20 protein-coding genes and 1 pseudogene are annotated in these 20,940 nt (G+C 31.5%); all 21 read right to left on the reverse strand.

Features of this window, described 5'->3' with window-relative positions; translation table 11 throughout:
- Nucleotides 1-8: 8 nt before the first annotated feature.
- Nucleotides 9-1,067, reverse strand: a complete 1,059-nt coding sequence (gene pseI / locus D569_RS0103540; RefSeq protein WP_018931021.1) for a pseudaminic acid synthase — start codon at nt 1,065-1,067, stop codon at nt 9-11.
- A gap of 28 nt (nt 1,068-1,095) precedes the next feature.
- Nucleotides 1,096-2,148: a UDP-2,4-diacetamido-2,4,6-trideoxy-beta-L-altropyranose hydrolase gene (gene pseG / locus D569_RS0103545; protein WP_018931022.1), complete on the reverse strand. Its 1,053-nt coding sequence runs from the start codon at nt 2,146-2,148 to the stop codon at nt 1,096-1,098.
- Between the two features lie 34 nt (nt 2,149-2,182).
- Nucleotides 2,183-2,914 carry a cytidylyltransferase domain-containing protein gene (locus D569_RS0103550; RefSeq protein WP_018931023.1) on the reverse strand — a complete coding sequence of 244 codons (732 nt, stop codon included), beginning with the start codon at nt 2,912-2,914 and terminating at the stop codon, nt 2,183-2,185.
- Between the two features lie 13 nt (nt 2,915-2,927).
- Nucleotides 2,928-3,872, reverse strand: coding sequence for an ATP-grasp domain-containing protein (locus D569_RS0103555; protein ID WP_018931024.1), 945 nt, complete (start codon nt 3,870-3,872; stop codon nt 2,928-2,930).
- Between the two features lie 12 nt (nt 3,873-3,884).
- Nucleotides 3,885-4,553: an HAD family hydrolase gene (locus D569_RS0103560; RefSeq protein WP_018931025.1), complete on the reverse strand. Its 669-nt coding sequence runs from the start codon at nt 4,551-4,553 to the stop codon at nt 3,885-3,887.
- A gap of 4 nt (nt 4,554-4,557) precedes the next feature.
- On the reverse strand, nt 4,558-5,247 hold the full coding sequence (locus D569_RS0103565; RefSeq protein ID WP_026287202.1) for a CDP-alcohol phosphatidyltransferase family protein: 690 nt from the start codon (nt 5,245-5,247) through the stop codon (nt 4,558-4,560).
- A 15-nt stretch (nt 5,248-5,262) separates the two neighbouring features.
- Nucleotides 5,263-6,756, reverse strand: a complete 1,494-nt coding sequence (locus D569_RS0103570; RefSeq protein ID WP_018931027.1) for a glycosyltransferase family protein — start codon at nt 6,754-6,756, stop codon at nt 5,263-5,265.
- Nucleotides 6,757-6,759: 3 nt separating this feature from the next.
- Complete coding sequence (locus D569_RS0103575; RefSeq protein ID WP_018931028.1) at nt 6,760-8,133, reverse strand: CDP-glycerol glycerophosphotransferase family protein; 1,374 nt, start codon at nt 8,131-8,133, stop codon at nt 6,760-6,762.
- A 102-nt stretch (nt 8,134-8,235) separates the two neighbouring features.
- Nucleotides 8,236-8,622 (reverse strand): glycerol-3-phosphate cytidylyltransferase, encoded by a 387-nt coding sequence (tagD, locus tag D569_RS0103580; protein ID WP_018931029.1) that lies wholly within the window; start codon nt 8,620-8,622, stop codon nt 8,236-8,238.
- A 127-nt stretch (nt 8,623-8,749) separates the two neighbouring features.
- The gene (locus D569_RS0103585) at nt 8,750-9,877 is read right to left on the reverse strand and encodes a glycosyltransferase family 8 protein (RefSeq protein WP_018931030.1); all 1,128 of its coding nucleotides are present in this window, start codon (nt 9,875-9,877) and stop codon (nt 8,750-8,752) included.
- Between the two features lie 76 nt (nt 9,878-9,953).
- Nucleotides 9,954-11,138 (reverse strand): polysaccharide pyruvyl transferase family protein, encoded by a 1,185-nt coding sequence (locus D569_RS0103590; RefSeq protein WP_018931031.1) that lies wholly within the window; start codon nt 11,136-11,138, stop codon nt 9,954-9,956.
- On the reverse strand, nt 11,131-12,417 hold the full coding sequence (locus D569_RS22450) for a nitroreductase family protein (protein ID WP_018931032.1): 1,287 nt from the start codon (nt 12,415-12,417) through the stop codon (nt 11,131-11,133). Before D569_RS22450 ends, D569_RS0103590 begins: the two co-directional genes overlap by 8 nt.
- 20 nt (nt 12,418-12,437) lie before the next feature.
- On the reverse strand, nt 12,438-15,302 hold the full coding sequence (locus D569_RS22455) for a motility associated factor glycosyltransferase family protein (RefSeq protein WP_018931033.1): 2,865 nt from the start codon (nt 15,300-15,302) through the stop codon (nt 12,438-12,440).
- 31 nt (nt 15,303-15,333) lie between these two features.
- Entirely contained in the window at nt 15,334-16,332 is a 999-nt protein-coding gene (locus tag D569_RS0103605) for an SDR family NAD(P)-dependent oxidoreductase (RefSeq protein WP_018931034.1), read from the reverse strand.
- Nucleotides 16,333-16,352: 20 nt separating this feature from the next.
- Nucleotides 16,353-16,964 (reverse strand): hypothetical protein, encoded by a 612-nt coding sequence (locus D569_RS0103610; RefSeq protein ID WP_018931035.1) that lies wholly within the window; start codon nt 16,962-16,964, stop codon nt 16,353-16,355.
- Nucleotides 16,965-17,186: 222 nt separating this feature from the next.
- Nucleotides 17,187-17,400 (reverse strand): annotated as a pseudogene (locus D569_RS23895) (transposase); the annotation flags it as partial.
- 218 nt (nt 17,401-17,618) lie between these two features.
- A complete protein-coding gene (locus tag D569_RS0103625; protein ID WP_018931037.1) occupies nt 17,619-18,578 on the reverse strand; it encodes a flagellin N-terminal helical domain-containing protein in 960 nt (319 codons plus the stop codon).
- A 126-nt stretch (nt 18,579-18,704) separates the two neighbouring features.
- The gene (gene csrA / locus D569_RS0103630; RefSeq protein ID WP_018931038.1) at nt 18,705-18,935 is read right to left on the reverse strand and encodes a carbon storage regulator CsrA; all 231 of its coding nucleotides are present in this window, start codon (nt 18,933-18,935) and stop codon (nt 18,705-18,707) included.
- A 1-nt stretch (nt 18,936) separates the two neighbouring features.
- On the reverse strand, nt 18,937-19,383 hold the full coding sequence (gene fliW / locus D569_RS0103635; protein WP_018931039.1) for a flagellar assembly protein FliW: 447 nt from the start codon (nt 19,381-19,383) through the stop codon (nt 18,937-18,939).
- Nucleotides 19,384-19,395: 12 nt separating this feature from the next.
- Nucleotides 19,396-19,986, reverse strand: a complete 591-nt coding sequence (locus D569_RS0103640; protein WP_018931040.1) for a DUF6470 family protein — start codon at nt 19,984-19,986, stop codon at nt 19,396-19,398.
- Nucleotides 19,987-20,042: 56 nt separating this feature from the next.
- Nucleotides 20,043-20,939 (reverse strand): flagellar hook-associated protein FlgL, encoded by an 897-nt coding sequence (flgL, locus tag D569_RS0103645; RefSeq protein WP_018931041.1) that lies wholly within the window; start codon nt 20,937-20,939, stop codon nt 20,043-20,045.
- Nucleotide 20,940 lies beyond the last annotated feature (1 nt).

Below are 20,940 nucleotides of genomic sequence, written 5' to 3' on the forward strand. Positions count from 1 at the left end.
ACCAGCTCCTAACTTTTAAAGAATATATCAAAACTTAATGGAGTCCCTTTCTTAACACTTTTTGCGACAGGTTTGCCTAATACATCATTCAAGTACTTTGGAGATAAACCTAGTCCTGGTCTAATTGCTCTAATATTTTCTTTAGTCAACACGTCTCCTGGACGCAAACTTTGTGTAATATATAAGGATCTTCTATGTATTAAAGATGATTTTTCTGCATCAGTAGGACCGTAATGAACTTGTCCTATACTCTCCCAGGCACGTGTACATTCTAATACCAACGCTCTCATCTCATTAGGTTCCATTGAAAAATCTGCGTCTATACCTCCTTGTTTTCTTGATAGGGTAAAGTGCTTTTCAATAACAGTTGCACCTAGAGCAATACTTGTAACAGCTGTACCTATTCCTAATGTATGATCCGACAAACCGACTTGACACTCAAACAACTCTCTCATATGTGGAATTGTCTTCAAATTACTGTTTGAAGCTGATGCAGGATATGTGCTTGTGCATTTTAATAAAATTAATTCTGTACAACCTTCAGATTTGGCTGCCCTAACAGCCTCATCCAATTCAGATGCTGTTGCCATTCCCGTTGACATAATAATTGGTTTTCCGGTCTTTGCCACCTTTCTAATTAGTGGTATATCAACATTTTCAAATGAAGCAATTTTATAACAAGGGACATTTAATTCTTCTAAGAAATCTACTGCTGATTCATCAAATGGGGAACTAAATGCAATCAACCCTAGTTCTTGACAACGTTCAAATATCTTTTGGTGCCATTCCCACGGTGTATATGCCTTTTCATACAAGTTATATAGTGAATTTCCTTTCCATAGGTTCGTGTCGTCATCAATATAAAATTCCCTTTTTCCAATATTCAACGTCATTGTATCAGGAGTATATGTTTGTAACTTAAGTGCATCCACGCCTGTAGCAGCTGCTGACTCAACTATTTCCAATGCCTTTTCCAATGATTGATTATGATTACCTGACATTTCTGCAATTATAAATGGTCTGCTTTTTAGACCAATCCTTCGATTTGCAATTGTTATTTCTTTCAATAAAAACACCTCTAATTTTTAAAAAAACTTATCTTAATGAATTCATTACTTCTAACAAAGGGTGTGCATTATTTTTCTTGTAACTATTAAACTCTTTTAAACATATTTTTGAAATAGTCTCAAGAGTTTTAGGGTTATCAATAGCTAACCTTAAAGCATCTTCGTACGTTTCATTACTTACTTTTTCGTGCCATCCTAAATTATAGATAACTCCAACCTTATGTGCATCCTCAGTTGAAGTTGTTTGATTATCTGCAGCTACTGTTACAAAGGTAGGTAAACCTAAATAACACCTTTCCCACATCGTCATCCCTCCAGCCCCAAATGAAAAATCAGCTTCTTGCATTAAGTATGAGAGATAATCTATCTGATAGTGATAAGATGCACCAACTTTTTCTGCCAATCTTTGTATTCGTTTTTTGTTTGGATTGGAAGAACCAACTACTACATCGAACGTCAAACCTTCGTTTTTGAATTGATTAATAGTTTCAAGAAATTTTTCCGTTTCATTTGTCGGATCACTACCTCCAAAAAACACTAATACGCGTTGAGACGTATCTTTCTTTATTACTTTTTCTTTCACTTTTAGCCTTAAGAATTCTTTACGGAGAAGAAGGTATTTTGGACCTAATAATAATTTACAATGAGCAGGTACTAATTTTATATACCTAGTATTCATGTTTATGTAAAAGTTTTGGTCTAACAATAAATCACAATCATGCCTTCGGTTTGCTAAATCATCAATTACCATTATTTTATTGACCTTCTCTTTTAAACATTTTTCCCATATGTGGTCTAATTTATAGTGGTCTACTATTACCCAGTCTATTGTATCCTGAAGATTAACTATATGATGTATAGTTTCTTTAGCATCATTAGTTTGCTTAAATGAACCTGCTGTAATTTGAAATACCTTATAACCTTTATTTTCAATTAGCGTTATCATATCTCCCTTACATTTTCTACAAATAAAGTAAACATTATCATTATGGTCATTTAGTAATTCTGCGATAGTTAGGCAACGAATTACATGACCAGTTCCTATCTTATCAGATGCATCAACCCTTATTACTATATTCAAGACTTTCACCTTTTTCTAGTCTAATTAATTATATTTAAATCACAGGCTTTTGTTCAATATGGGCATTAATATTAGCAATCTTAGTGTTTTCTAACAAGAAATTCACAACATCAATAGATGACACTAACTGTTCATTATCAAAGTGATTCGCTATTTCCTTACACAATTTGTAATCTTCCTCGGTATCTAATGTTATACGTAGCTTAGGAAAATTTAGACGGTGCGTTACATAATAATTAATTGCTCGGAATTCCTCAGAATATTCATAAGCATAATATGTTACATGTTCCCGATGGCGAGGTTCAATCCCTTTTTCATATATGTATTTAATGGATCTATACGAAAACATCTCGACAATTAAGCCCCTAGGTAAATCACCTATTACATTAACATAGTCTGTATTCTGATTTGCTTGACACATTGTATCAACTATTTCACTTGCCAAATGGAAATCTATAAACGGGCAATCAGCGGTAACCCTTATAACATTATCAGCACCTACTTCTCTGGCACATAAATAGTATCTAGATAATACATCAGTCTCTGAACCACGAAAATAAGAAGTATTATTCTGTTTACACCAATGAACTATAGGATCATCTTGTTTCAACGTTGAGGTTGCTACAATTACATCAGAAACCTTCTTCACCTGTTTACAACGATTCACAACGTAATCAAGTACAATAGAATCGCCTAATGGTCGTAAAACTTTTCCAGGCAAACGTTTAGATCCCATTCTCGCCTGTATTATTATTACATTTTTCATCTAGGATGCTCCTTTATATTATCAATAAGTCTTCAGGATAACGAATTAGTTTCATACCTTCCTTATTAGGTGTAAACGTAATTTCAGAAAGTTCTTTCCCTGAAGCTTCAAGTAAAAACCAGTAAAAGCTATCCATTCCCGCGCTTAAACTCAATGTGGAGGCCCCACCAAATCGACAATTACATTCTACTATGTTGAATTGATTTTGGTGATCAATAATTACTTGCAAAACAATATGACCAAATAAACCTAAATCAGTAACAAAATTGCTACACATTTTTTCTAATGCGTTATTCGGTACTGTGAAAGTTACTTGTGATTCCCCATGTTGTACTACTTGTCGTCTACGAACTATACTTCCAATTACCTTACTTTGCTTAGAAATATACAAGTCTACACTGTACTCTTTTCCTTCTATGAAAGGTTGGAAAATAGGATCGTTTAGTTGTTTTGCCTCTAATTTCGCAACTTCTCTTGTTTTGTTTAATAAAATGTTCCGAGCACCAGCACCAAATCGTTCTTTAATCACAATTGAATAAGCATCTAGATCGTTAACACTAAGTGCTGTCTCTATTACAGGAAAACCTATTAAACTTCCAGACTTATAAAAGGTTAACTTGTCTAGTGTTGTAAGTATGGCATCTAAATCAGAAACCATTACAGATATCCCATTTTTTTTTAAATCACCTTTGTTTTTGGAAAAATACTCCAACTCTCCATCCCTCGTCGGAATAATTGCCCCTATATTATTTGTTTTACAATAATGGAGAAGATCATCAATACGCAAATTAGGAAGCTGAGGCATTTCCCAAAACTCGTCAACAAAATATTTACCTACCACTTGTTGGTCAATATCACCACCAAACAAACGCCCTGTTGGTTCAAACTTATTAAGAGCAATCTTTATACTTTTTAACATTGGTATTTTTTTTGAAATACTAGTAACTAAGACATTCAATTTTTATCACCACTATAACAATTCTTTAAGAGAAAATATCGTTTTGTCAGCCTCATATTCCCTAGCGAGCTTTACCTTCATATGATCTCCATTTGGACGTATAATACGAATAGTTTTCATCCCTAATTTTCTGGCTGAAATAAAATCTTTCCTTGGGTTATCTCCTACATAGATACACTTATCTGCTGATGTATTTAATGCTTGAATGGTTCTCTTATATGGGGTGGTACTTGGCTTCCAAAAATTCTCACCGCCTAAGTCATCAGAAACAGTTATGACATCAACTAAGTGATCTAATCCAAGAGCCCTTATTTTATTCCATTGCATGTTGGAATTACCATCAGTAATAATTCCTGCTTTATAATTTCTTTTTTTTAATAGATGTAAAATTTCCTTTGCATCAGCATATAACTGTATTGTAGGTTTATGATTACGATAGGTTTCTATCAAGGTATTGATCTCTATGTCTAACCTATAATTTTCACACACAACATTAAAAACTCTACCTCTTCCATAAGTTTTCCAAACACGAACCAAATCATTGAATAGTTGTACTGATTCTATGTATGGGTAAGTAGATTTAATTGTTTCCGCTACTGACCAAAAACCAGACCGTACATAGTCATGTTCAGAATATAAGGTATCATCTAAATCAAAAATTAAGTTCTTATTATTCATCATTCAATTAAGCCTTCTTATAATAATATTTTGTTTTCACACATTCCCATACTCTATAAATCCAATCTGCATTTTTTCCTACTAATATAATATAGACTAGTAATTCTAGGTTTCCAATAATAGAAAATAAAGAAATCAAAAAGTAAATTAAAAATATATCAAATGCGGGTATTATTCCTTTCGACATAAACCATTCTTTCCATTTTGAACGAATGACTTGGTTCTTTTTGATAAAAGGGAGTACATACTTATGAATAACTAAAAGGTCTATATATATAGTTGTCATAAACAAAATTTTAATCCATATAGAAACCTCAGAAACCCATGCAATTGATAAGAATAAGGCAAACCTTACAACTTGGTCAAACCATTGATCTAACTTTGCACCAAACTCTGAGCAATTATTAGTTAATCTTGCCAAATTACCATCAGCACCATCTAAAAAATGATGTAGTTGGAGTAAAACAGCCGCTAATAATAATTGATCTAAAAAAATACATAATGCAGTACTCAAACCTAAAATGCCTGCAATTAGTGTTACAATATTAGGAGTGAGTTTAAGATCAAAGGCTAATTTAGTAAAAAATGGATCAATTAGATGCGCATAATACTTATTCATTATATATTCATAAGGTCTCCTAACTTGAACTACATACTGATTCTTAATTGATTTATAGTAAGTAATAATTTTATTCATAAGATTTAATTTCCTTTAGTTATAATCGATTACTCTTAGCATATAATCAGCAAATCCTGAAACGTTGCTTTTTAGAGTTTCTATAGATTTATTACTTTGTTTAACCCAATATAATAGTTCATCTTTATTAGTCAACAAATTATATAAGTCCTGCTTTCTTTCAAGTGAGATACCGTTATTATTTATCATAACTTGATCATGTATATTCCCGCTTTTTGTGTTAGTCAGTATTAAACATCCAGCTGCAGAACTTTCATAATAAGTATATGAATATGTCTCAGGGCACTCTGACCAAAGCAAAGCTATGTCTATATTAAATTCTTTTAATTTTTTCGTCATTGCTAATTCGCCATTTTCTAAATACGAAACTTCAACATATTTCACACCTTCTATAATTTCATCGCTATTTCCTAAACAGTAAAAATCATAACTGTTATTAAACGCTTTACATATCTCTTTAAAGGTTCCCCATCCTTTGTGTTTATGTTTACTCCCAACATAAGCAATTCTTAATTTCTTATTCTTTACGTTTCGATTCTTTTCTATAAAATTATATTTTTGATGAGGAATTATACTGATTTTATCATCATCAAAATTAAAAGCACTTGTAATAATCTGTTTGGTATTATTAGATGGAGCAATCAAATACATATTATTATCCCGGAATAATTCACTATGAAAACTATAATTTTTATTTCTACCTGTTTTATATTTACAACTGAGACACATATTCCAATTATTCCTGTAGGACTCACAAAAATAGTTATCATTGTACATTAATTTAATATTCCTGCAAACACAAGAAAAATCATGTAAATAATAGAAAACTGGAGGGTTTCTCAACTTTTTTTTTATAGAGGTGAAGATGTCCAACTCCATCCCAATTAAATTATGAACAACGATGCATTTAACTTTTTGTAACTTATCTAATAATTCGTTAAGTTTATACATGCCTAATTCGACACCATTCTTCACAACTTGAATATAGATTCCTCTAAATTTTTTCACATTTATTCTATTCCAAGTCAAATGAATATGATTATAGTTATTTCCACTAAAATATTCCATTTGTTCTGTTATAAATTTACTAGTTCCACCAGTAAAATGCAAAAAATTATTACGAGATATTGAAATAATAGTTTTATTACTATTAAAATCAGTATCTTCTAAGTTATCGTGCACATTACTAAATATATTTTCTAACCTAAGGAGGTCGCTACCGCTAATTATATCAAAGTCTCCTAATTTATCATGTATTGTTTGATATATTTCTTCAAAAGAAATTGAATAGACCACTATTAGAACTGCGTTTTTATCTTCATTCTTTAATGTATTTGGTGAACATACTTTTTTCCCTCCAATAGATAATCCCTGTTTTGTTGGATCACTGTCAATAAGATATGAAATACTCGATGATAATTTTCCTACAAACTTTTTATAATAACCTCCAGTTCCCCAACCAATAATTTTTGAATAATTATTCTCTATATAATTATTTAGTTGTGCCATGAATTAATTTTCACCCCTTTGAACTTTTAGAACCGCTTCCCATACTCTAGGAGAAGAATTAAAATCCGTATATGCATGGATTAAATGTTTGAGTCTATTTCTTTCCTCTGAATACAATTCGTTATTATTTAATATACTTTTTATACTGAAAATTAAATCTTTAAAATTTGTAGCCACGGGACCTGGCATCAATATTTCCGGATGCTCTATAATAAAACCTCTCTGCTCTTCATAGATTTTTTGATCTTTTATATAATATACAATAGGTTTGTCTAATAATAAATAATCGAAATAGATTGAAGAGTAGTCCGTAATTAAAACATCACTAGAATTTAAGATTTCATAAAAATCTATTTTTTGTTTGTTAAAATCATCATCTGTCAAACAGAAAATATTTTCAAAATTACCATTTATCCATTCTACATTTTCTATGGGATGTGGCTTCATCACTAAGTATGAGTCATTAGAGAGTAAGAAGTTATTTATTAGGGTTAATTCTTCTTTATTAAAAAAAATATTTGTGTCTCCATCATTTACTTTCTTTTCTTTTCTGTATCTAAAGGTAGGAACATACATTATTATTTTTTTACCTTTGGTATTACAATTTATCATTTCTTCCAAAAAACTTCTTGAATTAGGATTGTTTAATAAGTCATTTCTAGGCATTCCGGTTACGATAAACTTTTCTATATCGATTTGAAATAGGCTTGACATAATATAGGAATAAAAATCAGAATAAGAAATTACCCTATCAATTTTACCATTCATATTACTATAATTATCCACTCTATTCTTTTCAGATATCCCTATAGATTTTAAGGGGAAACCGTGCCATGTTTCAATATTTAAACTATTTTTATAATATCTTGATTCCATATGCGTTGAAACCACAGTGTCAAATTTATGTTTATGTTTTTGATATTCATTATAATCTAGTAGATCAACAATAATATTTTTTGGTAAATAATTTGGTAAATTTTTATATAGTGCTAGAGCATTACAACCTGAATTTCTTCTTGTAATTAGACAAATGTTATTATTATTATAAGACGGAAATATTAAATTTCTTATTTCCTTTTCTCTATTTCTCTGATCATCAGGATAATAATTATCATATAATGGAATAATTTTATTCCTACTTACTTTATTATGTAGTAAACTTTCCATGATCTCATTTGTAAAGATACTACAAATCAAGATATAATCATAATCGTAATTAACAATCTCTTTTAAATCTATAACTTTGTAACCATTCCAATTATTATTGCTCATATTATTATAATCATTATCAACAATAGCTATTATTTGTACATTACCATCTATTGATTGAATAGCATTCTCCGCAGAATTACCAGTCCCGAATATAATTACTTTCAACTATAGGCCTCCATCTATTATATGCTAATATCAGTATTCCTTATTTTTGTATTATATAACGATAAACAAATTCAATATTGCGTATAAGGACTTCTAAAATTTTTAATATTTCAAATCAGTTTTTATCTTTGAAGTTGATATCCCTTCAGTTCTTGGTAGATAAATTACTTTACAATAATCTGACAAATAATCAAATTTCCCTTCCCAATCAGATCCTATCACAAAATAATCTATATTATATTTTTCTATGTCATTTTTTTTCTGATCCCAACTATATTCTTCAATTACTAGATCTACATACATAATTGATTCTAAGATAGCCTTTCTTTCCATATAACTATGATAAGCTGATTTACCCTTTTCTCGATTAAATTTATCATTAGATAGTGCAACAATTAGAAAATCACCCAGTTCTCTTGCTTGTTCTAAAATATTAATATGTCCTATATGTAATAAATCAAAAGTTCCATAAGTGATTACTTTTTTCATTTTCTCCCCCACCATATATTTTTTGAAAGTATATATTTTATCCAAAACTATGAATCCTTTAGAATGATAGGCTTAGTTGGCTCCTTATCGAAACGCAATCTTTAAATAAAATAAAAAGTAAATAGCGCTACCTTTTACCAAGTCCAGATATAAAGTCATCATATTCCACTAAACCAAATTGCTCAAGTTGTTGTTTAATTTCATCATAAAACACGCTTGCAACAATTACGCTGTATGTCCCTCTTGTCTCCTTTTTTATTTTTTCAGGTTTGTGCACTATAATACCGTCAAATGTTTTTCCAACCTTTTGCTCATCATTATCCACATAATAAATAATATTTAAATTTAATTTTTTTAACATTTTTGTTACCTTAACTGAAGAATTGCTTGCACCAAATACTATTAAATTTCTCCTGGAAAATATATTTTTTTCAGGGGGTACGAAATCTCTCCATTCACTTAATCTAAGGTAGTATTTATAGTTAGATGCGAATGGGTGGTCGCACAAATAATGCCATGGTTTTTGTGACCCGTTAAAATGAATTATTGATGGTTTTGTTTTAGCTTCAAATAATTCATCCTTATCGTACAAGGATTCGTTAATATTTCTATCGAATAACGCCGATCGTTGATTCCACTTTTGTGGTAGCGGAAGCCATTTATCATTAATGACTGCATTTAATGCATCTTGATCATGCAGTGTAATATGATTAGAATTAATATCTAAGAATTCTTTAGTTAATTTGAAAATTTTAAATTCTCTCCACTTTGTCAAATTTATTACCATAACTCCTGAATTGAAATAGGGAGAACTTTCAGATAATCCTAATTCTTCATGCCTATTAAAATTTGGTACAGGAGTTGCAGCTAATACATAGTCATCAACTTTTGTGTCCCATAATTTATGAATCGAATCATTAAAAACTATATCAGAGTCTAGAAAAAGTACTTTTTCTTCAATAAAATGTAAAATTTCAGAAACCTCTATCTTATAGTAAGCGGTCTTACTCATATTTTCCCTCAATCCATATTTTTTATATATTGTGTCATCTATTTGAAGAAAATGTATACTTCCCTTATATTTTCGTATTGTTAATTTTAGTTTTTCTTTATTATGTCTTTTTATCCCCCCATCAATTACATAAATATTAACAAAATGTGGAGAGGTCTTATTCCTAAACAATGATTCTATCATTACCCCTAAATGCTGAGCATATTTATCATCTGTTACAGTGATCACTTCAATATCTCCCAAAAATTCTCCCTCCATGGTTATATATACAAAACAACTATATATTTTAAAGTGAAATGTATATTGTTATATGGTTTAATTAAATAACACTTTTAACATCTCTCCACATTCTTACCACTTCCTCTTTATACTTTGCTCTACCCTTTTGTATATTTGCAAATAAAGTACTCCCTCTTTTAACAGAAAGTAACCTGTTAATTTTTTCTAGGTATTTTGATTTATCCTCAAAGTTTTCGATTAACATTTCTTCACTATGAAAATCTTTGAATAATTCTTTATACTTATGACTCCAACCTATTCCTACCGTAGGAATATTCTGGGTTAAAGCACTTACTAATCCATGATATCTAGAGCCTATAACAGCTTTACTATTAGCCAAAATAGATTTTATTCTTAGCGGGTTTTCTTCAACAACCATTTTTATATCTGAATTCAATCTTCTTTCAAGTTCTGCTGTCAGAATGTGATCTTTCTTTGTTTCATGTATTAAACAAAAGAACGGCACATTTTCCTGTATCAAATGATTTACGCAATTTTCTAATAACGAGATATACCAATCCGCAACCATTTCATTAGTTTTATCGATCATTCTAAAATTTGGTATAATACAAACACTATCTCTGTGTTTTTCACTTTCTAAGGTACATTTCCATTTAAGTAAACAAGTGAAATCTGGTGCTTTTTTTACTTTGTATGCATATTTATCAGGACAAATACTCATTATATGTTTATATGAAATCTCATCACGGGCATAAATCAATGTAATAGACTCTAGTATACTTATAAATGATTTTTTTATTTCAACTGAATTAAAAGGTCCAAATGCTTGAGGTAATAAAATTATCTTTTTACCATTATTCGCCCACTTCTCATATAAAAATGCACTTACTTGTGTAGGTAAGTCTCCCCATTGACTACTATATTTAAACCCTGAAGCATCTAAAACTACCTCGACTTCCTCTGGGTTTATTAAGCCTAGTGACTCATAAAAAAACTTTTTATCATTGAATTCTTCCACGTCTTTTTTCATATTTAACATTGCCTTTTTATGCCCTTTTACATTTGGCTCAAAACCGAGTGGGTTAACTCTAAATTTCTGATATAATCCAAGCTCAAATCTTTTATCATAAGGGCCAACAGTAAAATCTGTGACTAACTTATACTTCTCTCTGTCTGAAAACTCTTGTATTATTGCATGCAACATTAACTCTGCACCTTTATTATGAAAATTAATCCCGTTAATTTCAATTATTTTTTCATTCAAGATTAAAACTCCTTATTTTACTAATACTTTTCTTTGCAGAAAATGCAACTGGTATATTATGATCGGCATATCCAAAACCAATTAACATTATTGGCCTTTCGAAATAATCTAGATTCAACAGTACCTGCATTTCTTTTTCCAGTTCTTCAATATCCGGCCAGTTGATAATACATGAACTAATATTTTGAATTTCCAGTGCATATATAAACGTCATCGCTGCTAATGATGCATCAATATATATTAAATGTCTATCTCTCACATCACTAAAAGATGCTAAATTTCCTATTATAATAGCAAGATGTGGTATCTGGTCACCATAACCCAAAACACCCTTAGGTAGTTTAATAACTTTATCTAATAATGATTTATCATCTATAACCTTAAAGTGGAATGGCTGTCTATTACAAGCGCTAGGCGATTCAATAGCCAATTCTATTGCTTTGTCAATTAAATCGCGTGATACTTTATAATCCTTATAGTATCTTACCGACCTTCGATACTTCGATAAGGTATAAAATTCTTCATAACTTATATTAATCTTTTGTTTTTTTCTAAGGTATGGTTTAAAATATTCCTTTTTATCAATTTTTAATTTTTTAGATGCATCTAAGAAATTTTTTTCTAAAATTGTAAGATAGAAAGTTTTTCTAATCACTTTGAAATACTCAGATAAAACATCATTAGCCCAAATGGTAGTATTTGTTATATTAGAACTCTTTATTAAGTCACAATAGAAGTTAACTGTTTCCTCTATATAGTTTAGCGCAAAAACCTCTTTGCTGTTCTTCATTGTTAATCCTTTTTCAATTCGATGTATGTTTCGACGGAAATCTTCAATTCGCTTTACTTTTATTCCTTCATGAGTGGCCAATATTTCTCTATCAAAATGCCCTTTTATATAATGATAAATCTTTATTAAACTTTTTGAAGAGAATTTATTTAGTGGTAATTTGTCTCTTTCCTTTTCTTTATTATAATAATGGATATAGTCAACTCCATTAAAAAAATCTACATTCTCTTCAAAGCCTAATTGTTCTAATTGATCACTTATTTCGGAAAAGTAACTACTAGCTACGATAATCTTTACATTTCCCGCCTCGTTCACCAGACGTTCTGGTGAATAAATTAAGGCACCTTGAAACGAGTTTCCCCATTTCTTTTGATTATTATCAACATAGTATTTTATCTTATAAGGAATATTGTTAGATACATCTTTACTCATCTTTCCAGTTCCAAATATAATAATTTTATTATGTTTTAAAATATTGTCTAAAAGCATTTGATCACAACCTATAATAATTATCTTACATGATTAATCAAACATAAAGGTCTGAACCCACTTGAAACAGATTTCACCATTGTTAATGATTGTTTATTATCATTGTATTGGTGGTCACCAGTCAATGTCCTTCTCATTACTTTGGAAGGATCCCCATCTATCTTTGAAGAAGTCCATGATGCGATCCTTCTAGTTTCGATACCAGATCCGGTATTCCAATAGTCAGATAAACTATTTACTTTATAGAATTTTTGCTGTTTTGCAATATATTTATCCCACTCATTGTTTTCATCACCATAATACGCTCCTCCTGATAGAAGGCGTATCATACCTTCCACATCATATGAAAGATTATAATTTTCACCTTGAACAATTTGATTCTCCTGTAATTTTTCCCAACTTATATTTCGTTGAATATTACGATCAGCAATTAATTTTTTTTTGTTACATTCTTTATCCACCATTATGAAATAGAAATCACCACAAGGGTAATTTGAAGATTCAGGAGGAATAAACTGATTTGTAGACTTTCCTAAACCATTAAATGTACCAACTTTATTATAGGAAGATCGATAATGACATCTTATTTTTTTGCCGACTTCTAGATCATTTATACTAGTTACTTCATCAATGTGGAACAGCCGAGCACTTTTATCAGTTTTTATACCGTTAAAAATAAACTTCTTGTTTTCTTTAACGGTGATAATCACATCGTACATTTTAAATTCCAAATCACTTATATCATAAACTGTTTGATTGTAATAAGAACTAAAATAAGTTTTATGATTAAACTCTTTCGTACTAAAATGTCTATTTTCACCGTTAATACTTACTTCTATGTTATCAGCAAAATCTATTCTTGTACCTGCTAAAATTTTAAACCCAGAACCTTTAAATTTAAATTTAATCTTTGCATTATTCTCTTTCGTTTGCCTAAAACTGATAATAGGATCAAAGGAGTCTACTTCTGTTTTCACAACTCCTTTTTTCCACATTCCATAATAGGCAAACACTCCGCAGTCGTTTCTATAATATGTTTTCTTGTCCGGAGTAAACTCGTCAAACACTTTATCAATAATTGGGTGAATTTCATTATGAGTTCTCAATACATTTTTGGCATATTCCCAAAATATTTGAATAGTTTTATTAGATTTCTTACTGTAATCTTTTTCCTGGTGAATACTATGCAAATCTCTCATTAATATCTCGTAGCGAGTTCTAGTTACAGGGTATAAAAATATTTTAAAATAATTGTTTTTTGTGATTTTCTTAACCTTTTTTTCGAATTTTAATAAAAAGTTATTTAAAGAACTACTCTCCTTACTCTTTTCCATTTTGTCTAGTAAATCTATCAGTTCATCATAACTCGTAGTTAATCTGCGTATATCTCTCTTACATCTATTCGCAATTTTGAATACATTTTCATATGAAATGTTATTTTTTCTACTAAACCATTTATCGTCAACTACTTTCTTAGACAGTTCGGAATCTATTAGCTCATTCAAAGGGATAAATGGCGCACCTTTTATTTTTGCTCCACCTTTAGTTGAATTTATAACTTTTATACCTTTTATACTACTATAATAATCAATATACTGTTCGAGCGTTAATCTCATTTGATTAAATACTGAATTGGTTTTTATTAAATTCCCATTAACGTCCTGAATTTCTATCAATTTTTTAGTATCTTTATCTTGAAGTTCAGCAGAATTAATATTACCTCTTTTTATTTCTGGAGAGTAAAATAAATTATTCTTAAAGGAAAGGTTCTGTCCAACAAATATTATAGAACTTACATTTACTTTAGCAAAAATCTCAAAAGCAAAGGTCGCAACTGTAAATGCATCATTAACAACCCACTTACTATCAAAATTCTTCCAAAAAAATGGTGTTACTGAATCTTGGCTAGTAACCACATGAATTTTTGGCCCTTTATAATTTTGAATTGTTTCATACCCCACACTGGTTCCGTATATCATGGGTATAGAAGTAATATCCTTTTCTAACATTGGTTCAAACACTTTATAATTGTGCGATTGTGGATCATATGTACATACTGCGTCTGGATATATATTATTAGCAATAAGTCCCCTATTCGCTGATCCAACTGCAATTATATATGCTAAGCCGTTATCCTTTATATATTTTAAAGTGTCATATTCATCCATTAAGGATGGACCAGCTGAAGCTATAATGACAGGTTTATCTTTAAACGACTGTTCACAATCCTTTACTAAGTTAGGGGTTTTAATTGTTGTAGGTAAATTCATGAGACTGTTTATAGTCCATCGCTTTCCGAATACTTGCTTTGCACGATTTGACATTTTTGTCCTTTGGAGAACATCCCTAAATACTGTAGAGAAAGCATGATATTTATCTTTGAATATTCGTTCATAGCTCGGCAAAGTAATTAACAGTACATTTGATCGTAATTCCATACCAAACTGTTCTAGAAAATTCATTCCTAATTTATTATTGAACTCTACATACAAATTATCTAAGTTATAAATCGGATAATCATTAATTTTTTTTTCTATCAAAAATTGATAAAAAACATTTACATCAGGCTCATATATGGTGAATTTCTTATCAGGATAACTTTGCATTATTCTCTTTACATGATACCCGAACCCAAATCCATAGAAAAAAATATGATCATACCTTTTAATTTCATCTTGATATTTATTCATTATTCTACTAGCTTCTTTTATAGGTTCATATTTGCTGTGAAGTGTCATCTTTCGACCGTTAACATTTATTTGCGGAACAACATTTCCATCGTTAGATTCAACGACTTCTACATCAAGAATATCTGAATGCATATTGTAACATTCCAATATATATGGGAAGTTTTCATTTAAAAATATTTTGTTTTGCTCTAACATTGATAATCCACCCCAACCTCATACTTCATACCTAAATTAATTTTTCTTTTAATAACCATTCTCTTAGTTGTTCTTTATCAGCTTCAAGTCCTGTATTGTATATGTTATTATCATTTGTCCCAATATAATCAGAAATCGTTACCTCATTCCTTCCGAATGCTGGAGTTAAAATGTACATTTCATCTAACTCCAATACTTTCAAAGCTTCACCTTCTGTCATTAGCTGTTCGTACATTTTCTCTCCAGGACGTAAACCTATTTTTTTAATATTGATTGATTGTTTAATATTGTATTTCTTGGTTAATTCTTCTGTTATAACTTCAACCAAATCGTTTAATTTTATATTAGGCATCTTTAGGATAAATACCTCACCACCATTAGCTAACTTATTCGCCTTTAGAATTAATGAGACAGCTTGAAATGGTGTCATCATATAACGATACATTTTTTCATTGGTTACCGTTATTTCTTTTTCTTCTAATATTTGTTTCTTAAATAACGGTATTACCGAACCTCTTGATCCCATGACATTACCGAATCTCACAGATGAAAAGATAGTTCGTCTTGGCCCTTTTTGGTAATCTGCTGCGGAAATTAAACGCTCTGCCGTTAACTTAGAAGCACCATATGTATTAGTAGGTGCTATTGCTTTATCTGTACTTGTAAACAGTACTCTTCTTACACCAGTATTTATTGCAGCCTGAATTACATTTTGGGTTCCGATAATATTCGTTTTTACTGCCTCAAAAGGGTTATATTCACATGCTGAAACATGCTTCATAGCCGCTAAATGAAAAACATAATCAATATCCTCCATCGCTCTCTCAAGACGTTTCTCATCACGAACATCTCCAATAAGATAACGGATATTCTTTTGGTATGATAATTTTTGCTGTAATTCAAATTGTTTGTACTCATCCCGACTAAAAATACGAATAACCTCAGGTTGATAATCTAATAGTTCTTCCAATAGATATTTCCCTATAGTTCCAGTTCCACCAATAATAAGTATTTTTTTATTTTTATACATTAAACATGTCCTTCTTCCTATCAGCTTAAATAATCTTGTTGTCCTATATAATCGATTGATATTGAAATGAGTTTGTCTAGACCTTCAAATATTGGAAAAATCTCAAACTGAATTAGATCTGCAATAAGTATAGTGTCTTGGTTCTCTATGGCCTCCAATAAATTAGCCAATTCACTATTTAAAGAATCGACCGATGTAATGTAATCCTTCAATCCACTAACTTCTTGATCGCTCTTATCAATCACTGTAATCATTTCAATGATCCACTGAATCCCTTCCAAAAATCGGCTAAAATTAGACCATGTTTGATCTGTAGGTTGATCATAGAATTCTTCAACAAGTTTATCTATCTCTGGAACAGCTCTATCAATATAACTTTTAGTTGATAATAATAAATCATTGATGAATTGCTTTTTAGTACGCATTTTCACTGCTATTTGTTCAATAGATTCGATATTCTCGATAATATATTGGTCATGATGTTCATATACTTCAACATCGTCAATTAAAAGATGGCTAAAATATTTATCAGATTTCTCTATATATTCATTTATTTTTTGAAACAGTTCGTCTAAAATTTCAATATTATTTTTATACAGCAGGTGTGTATTTTCATTAATGATTAATTGCATAACAAGCCTCCAAGTAAACAAGTCTATTAATGTTAATATCGGATATTATACCAGAAAGTTTAACAATAAAACTGAGGTATTTTTTTACAAAATCAAAACCACCAGTGTGAACTGGTAGTTTGCTCTGCTGCTGAAAGCCTTTGTTGACGGCCTCGGCAGTAAAGGCCCACCGAACAGGGCTTCCTCTTGCACCACATTCACTCACTGATTCTAAAGAATCTCTTATATATTCTTATTTTGTTGTCCTGTAAATGGATCATACTCTTCGAATAATGTTAATTTGTCTGCCATGTAGTCATCTTTAAGCTGATTTCTAATGTATTCTTGTATCTGTCTTATATTCCTTCCCACCGTATCAACATAGAAACCTCGGTACCAAAATTTTTTATTTCTATCTGTATTTTAAATTGGCATGACGATCAATAATCATCAAATTCCACGTTGTGTGTGCTAAACTATCTTTGTCCTTCATTGGACACGCCTCCTTCTTTAGTGAGATTAAGTGGTCAGGAAACCAACTTTATCTTACCATGAAGAGAAGCTTTTTTGATCCACGTTAAAAGCTCTCCGAAACCCCTGGCGCAGCCAAGGGTTTTCAAAAGCATTAACAAAAAGACTCCAGTTAAAATCACTGGAGTCTTTTCTTTATACCTATTATCCTAATAATTGTAATACTGATTGTGGCTGTTGGTTAGCTTGAGCTAACATAGATTGAGATGCTTGAGAAAGAATGTTTGCACGAGTCATCTCCATCATTTCTTTCGCCATATCTACATCACGAACACGAGATTCTGCTGCAGATAAGTTTTCAGATGAATTATCTAAGTTTGAAATAGTATGCTCTAAACGGTTTTGGAATGCACCAAGATTAGAACGCTGAGCAGAAACTGTTTCAATTGCATCATTAATCGCTTGAATTGCTGCAGTCGCATCTTCGTGAGAAGCAACCGATAGAGCAGCAGTAGTTCCACTACTACCATCTTCTAATTTAACATTTGCAGAAGATGCATATGAAGCTCCAGATACGTTTGCATAATCGTCTCCCATTAATTCAGATACAGAATCACCGATTGAATGATCAGCATCTGTATTACCTGTTAAACCTAACGCTTCTGCACCCATATTTTGAATAGAGATTTCCATGCTTTGTCCATTATTAGCACCAACTTGGAAAGTTGCACTAAATCCTCCAGAAGCATCTGAATTTAACATTTTTTGAGTGTTAAACTCAGTAGTTTCACTAATACGATTTATTTCAGTAGTTAATTCATTGATCTCTTTTTGGATTTCGTTACGATCTACATCAACGTTAGTATCGTTTGCTGCTTGTGTTGCAAGCTCACGCATACGTTGTAGAATGTTTTGGGTTTCTTGTAATGCACCTTCTGCAGTTTGGATCATAGAGATACCGTCTTGTGAGTTACGGCTCGCTTGATCTAAACCTTTGATTTGTGCACGCATTTTTTCAGAGATCGCAAGACCTGCCGCGTCATCACCAGCACGATTAATACGAAGACCTGATGAAAGTTTCTCCATTGAAGATTGGGTTGCATTTTGGTTGATTCCTAGCTGACGATAAGTATTCATAGCTGGAATATTAGTGTTAATAATCATAAGTATAGTTCCTCCTTGAGAATTGTAATTTTCCACATCCTTGTGGTTGTATACTAATTAGTGAAAGCGGCCGCCAATCACTAGAATTAGTTCCTAATACTACTATCGGTCAATATTACTAGATGTTTAATACTTTTTATCATTTTTTAAAATTAAATCTAATAAATTTGTTGAAAGGTTTGCTGCTTGACTATTTTCTTCCTGAATTGCTTGATAGATTTCCTTCCGATGTACCTCTACATCCTTTGGTGCATTGATCCCTAACTTGACTTGATCCCCATCTACCGCAATTACTTTCACTTCGATCTCATCACCAATTTGAATCGCTTCATTAATTTTCCGAGTTAGCACTAACATCTTACTCCACCTCTTCCTTGGAGGTTACTTTAAAGATTTCTTCCCTTGTTGTATAATTTTGATTTTTAGTAATATACTGCTTGGCTATTTTTTTAGTTTGGTTGATGACGATCGGTGCATGTAGATTTGCTGTACTAGATGTTAATGGGTCTTTAACAGTAACAATGGCTAGTACCAGAACATCTTTCTCCTCATTTATCTCTAATTGTTCTACGGTTGTATCATCTAATTTAAATTGATAATCTTTCACAAACAGAAATGGATCTACTACAACAAATGCCGGATCCATTCCTTTCGTTGATTGAAGCACTTGAAACAATCCACTTTCCTCAAAACTTAATAACACAAACTCTTTTTCTTCTAAAAACCCAGGTATACCTTGAGGGAAATGGATGATCTCTTCCTCTTTTACGTCTATCTCACCAAAATATTTCGTTTCTATTTGCATAATTTCACCCTTCTATACTTCCATTTCGAAGTTATTGCCTATAATTTTTACATTGTCAAAATCAATATCTATCCAATTTTCTTGTTCTAAATATACATCAATCCCGCCCCGTTGATAGTGAAATTGATTTTTAGTTGGTTCTGCATTGATAATTGGTTTATTAGCTCTTGCATCTACATCAACTTCTGCAGGCTGATAATCGAATTGTACGGCATCTCCAGATGGAATCCAACCAATATTAAATTGATGTTTGGGCCACTGCCCATTTTCCTTCGCTATTTGAGCTAGTGGATTTCCTCTGTTTTCGATTTTCAATAACATATCACCTTGTTGACGGCGTTTTTTGGAACCTTCTATTGCGGTTTGCATCGCTTCATTGGCCATTTTTTTTACCGATTCTTCAGTAGGAATAATTCCAACATCTGCTAATGCTTTAGACTGGTCAATCGTTAACTTACCAGGTTTTGTAGTAATGTTAAGGTCTGCTTGCGGTTGTTGGATCGATTGTTTTGCTGGACCTTGTTCAATATCCAGCTTCGCATCCATCGTCCTTATTCCTATCATCGCATTTTTTTGTTGGATGTGTAGTTGAGGTAACTGCATCAATATCACTCCCTTTTAGAAAAAGCCTCACCTTTATACAAGGTAAGGCTTGTCTATTAACGTAAGAAATCTAATAATGTTGGTTGAATGATTCGCGCTCCACCACTTAATGCAGCACGGTGTACTGCTTCTTGTGAGGTTAAGTTCATAATTACTTGTTCCATATCAGCATCTTCGTTTTTGCTCATCATATCTTTTGCTGTTACTAATTGTTCCTGGACACGATTTTCGATAAGGTCGATTCGGTTTTGACGTGCACCTAAATCAGCACGTGCATTAACATTGTTATCAATATGGTTATCGATTTTGCCAATAAATTCACCAATTGCCTCATCATCTGATCCATCGCGTAGTGTTTCCGCAAACTCAGTAAGGTCAGTAAATAGTTCTTCATTAAAGATGCTATCTGGCTGTACATTGACTCGGATTTTTGTCCCACTTGAAACTTCAATCCGAACGTCATCATTATTAATCGGGTTAACAAAAGTACCGTCATCATTTAATTCATATGGGGGATCACCATCATTACCAGTTGTTTCTGTTCCACTAAAAATGAATTTGTTGTTTACTTTTGTATTAGCCAATTCCAGCATATGCTCTTTGATTTGTTCCACCTCTGAAGCAATATTGCCTCTTTGTCCCTCTTCATACGTACCATTGGCACCTTGAACGGCTAATTCGCGAAGACGTTCTAACCCTTTTTGCACCTTATCAAGTGCTGAGTCTGAGTTATCCATCCAGTTATGTACTTCACCAATATTACGTTCAAATTGCTCAACTTGATTTACTTGGGTACGGTAGTCCATCCCTTTCATCGCGACAACCGGGTCATCGGATGGGCGATTAATCTTTTTACCGGTTGATAGTTGATCCATGTATTTACCTAAACTTTGATAACTGCTGCTTAGGTTACGCAGCATATTGTTGGTTAACATACTTTGAGTTACACGCATT

This window comes from Gracilibacillus lacisalsi DSM 19029 (assembly GCF_000377765.1).
Classification (GTDB): Bacteria; Bacillota; Bacilli; order Bacillales; family Amphibacillaceae; genus Gracilibacillus; species Gracilibacillus lacisalsi.

Excerpts from the sequence above, each read along its gene's own strand:
- D569_RS0103550 (WP_018931023.1), bottom strand. The coding sequence starts at position 2,914 with ATGAAAAATGTAATAATAATACAGGCGAGAATGGGATCTAAACGTTTG.
- D569_RS0103560 (WP_018931025.1), bottom strand. The coding sequence starts at position 4,553 with ATGATGAATAATAAGAACTTAATTTTTGATTTAGATGATACCTTATAT.
- D569_RS0103565 (WP_026287202.1), bottom strand. The coding sequence starts at position 5,247 with ATGAATAAAATTATTACTTACTATAAATCAATTAAGAATCAGTATGTA.
- D569_RS0103570 (WP_018931027.1), bottom strand. The coding sequence starts at position 6,756 with ATGGCACAACTAAATAATTATATAGAGAATAATTATTCAAAAATTATT.
- tagD (WP_018931029.1), bottom strand. The coding sequence starts at position 8,622 with ATGAAAAAAGTAATCACTTATGGAACTTTTGATTTATTACATATAGGA.
- D569_RS22450 (WP_018931032.1), bottom strand. The coding sequence starts at position 12,417 with ATGCTTTTAGACAATATTTTAAAACATAATAAAATTATTATATTTGGA.
- D569_RS22455 (WP_018931033.1), bottom strand. The coding sequence starts at position 15,302 with ATGTTAGAGCAAAACAAAATATTTTTAAATGAAAACTTCCCATATATA.
- D569_RS0103605 (WP_018931034.1), bottom strand. The coding sequence starts at position 16,332 with ATGTATAAAAATAAAAAAATACTTATTATTGGTGGAACTGGAACTATA.
- D569_RS0103610 (WP_018931035.1), bottom strand. The coding sequence starts at position 16,964 with ATGCAATTAATCATTAATGAAAATACACACCTGCTGTATAAAAATAAT.
- D569_RS0103625 (WP_018931037.1), bottom strand. The coding sequence starts at position 18,578 with ATGATTATTAACACTAATATTCCAGCTATGAATACTTATCGTCAGCTA.
- csrA (WP_018931038.1), bottom strand. The coding sequence starts at position 18,935 with ATGTTAGTGCTAACTCGGAAAATTAATGAAGCGATTCAAATTGGTGAT.
- fliW (WP_018931039.1), bottom strand. The coding sequence starts at position 19,383 with ATGCAAATAGAAACGAAATATTTTGGTGAGATAGACGTAAAAGAGGAA.
- D569_RS0103640 (WP_018931040.1), bottom strand. The coding sequence starts at position 19,986 with ATGCAGTTACCTCAACTACACATCCAACAAAAAAATGCGATGATAGGA.
- flgL (WP_018931041.1), bottom strand. The coding sequence starts at position 20,939 with ATGCGTGTAACTCAAAGTATGTTAACCAACAATATGCTGCGTAACCTA.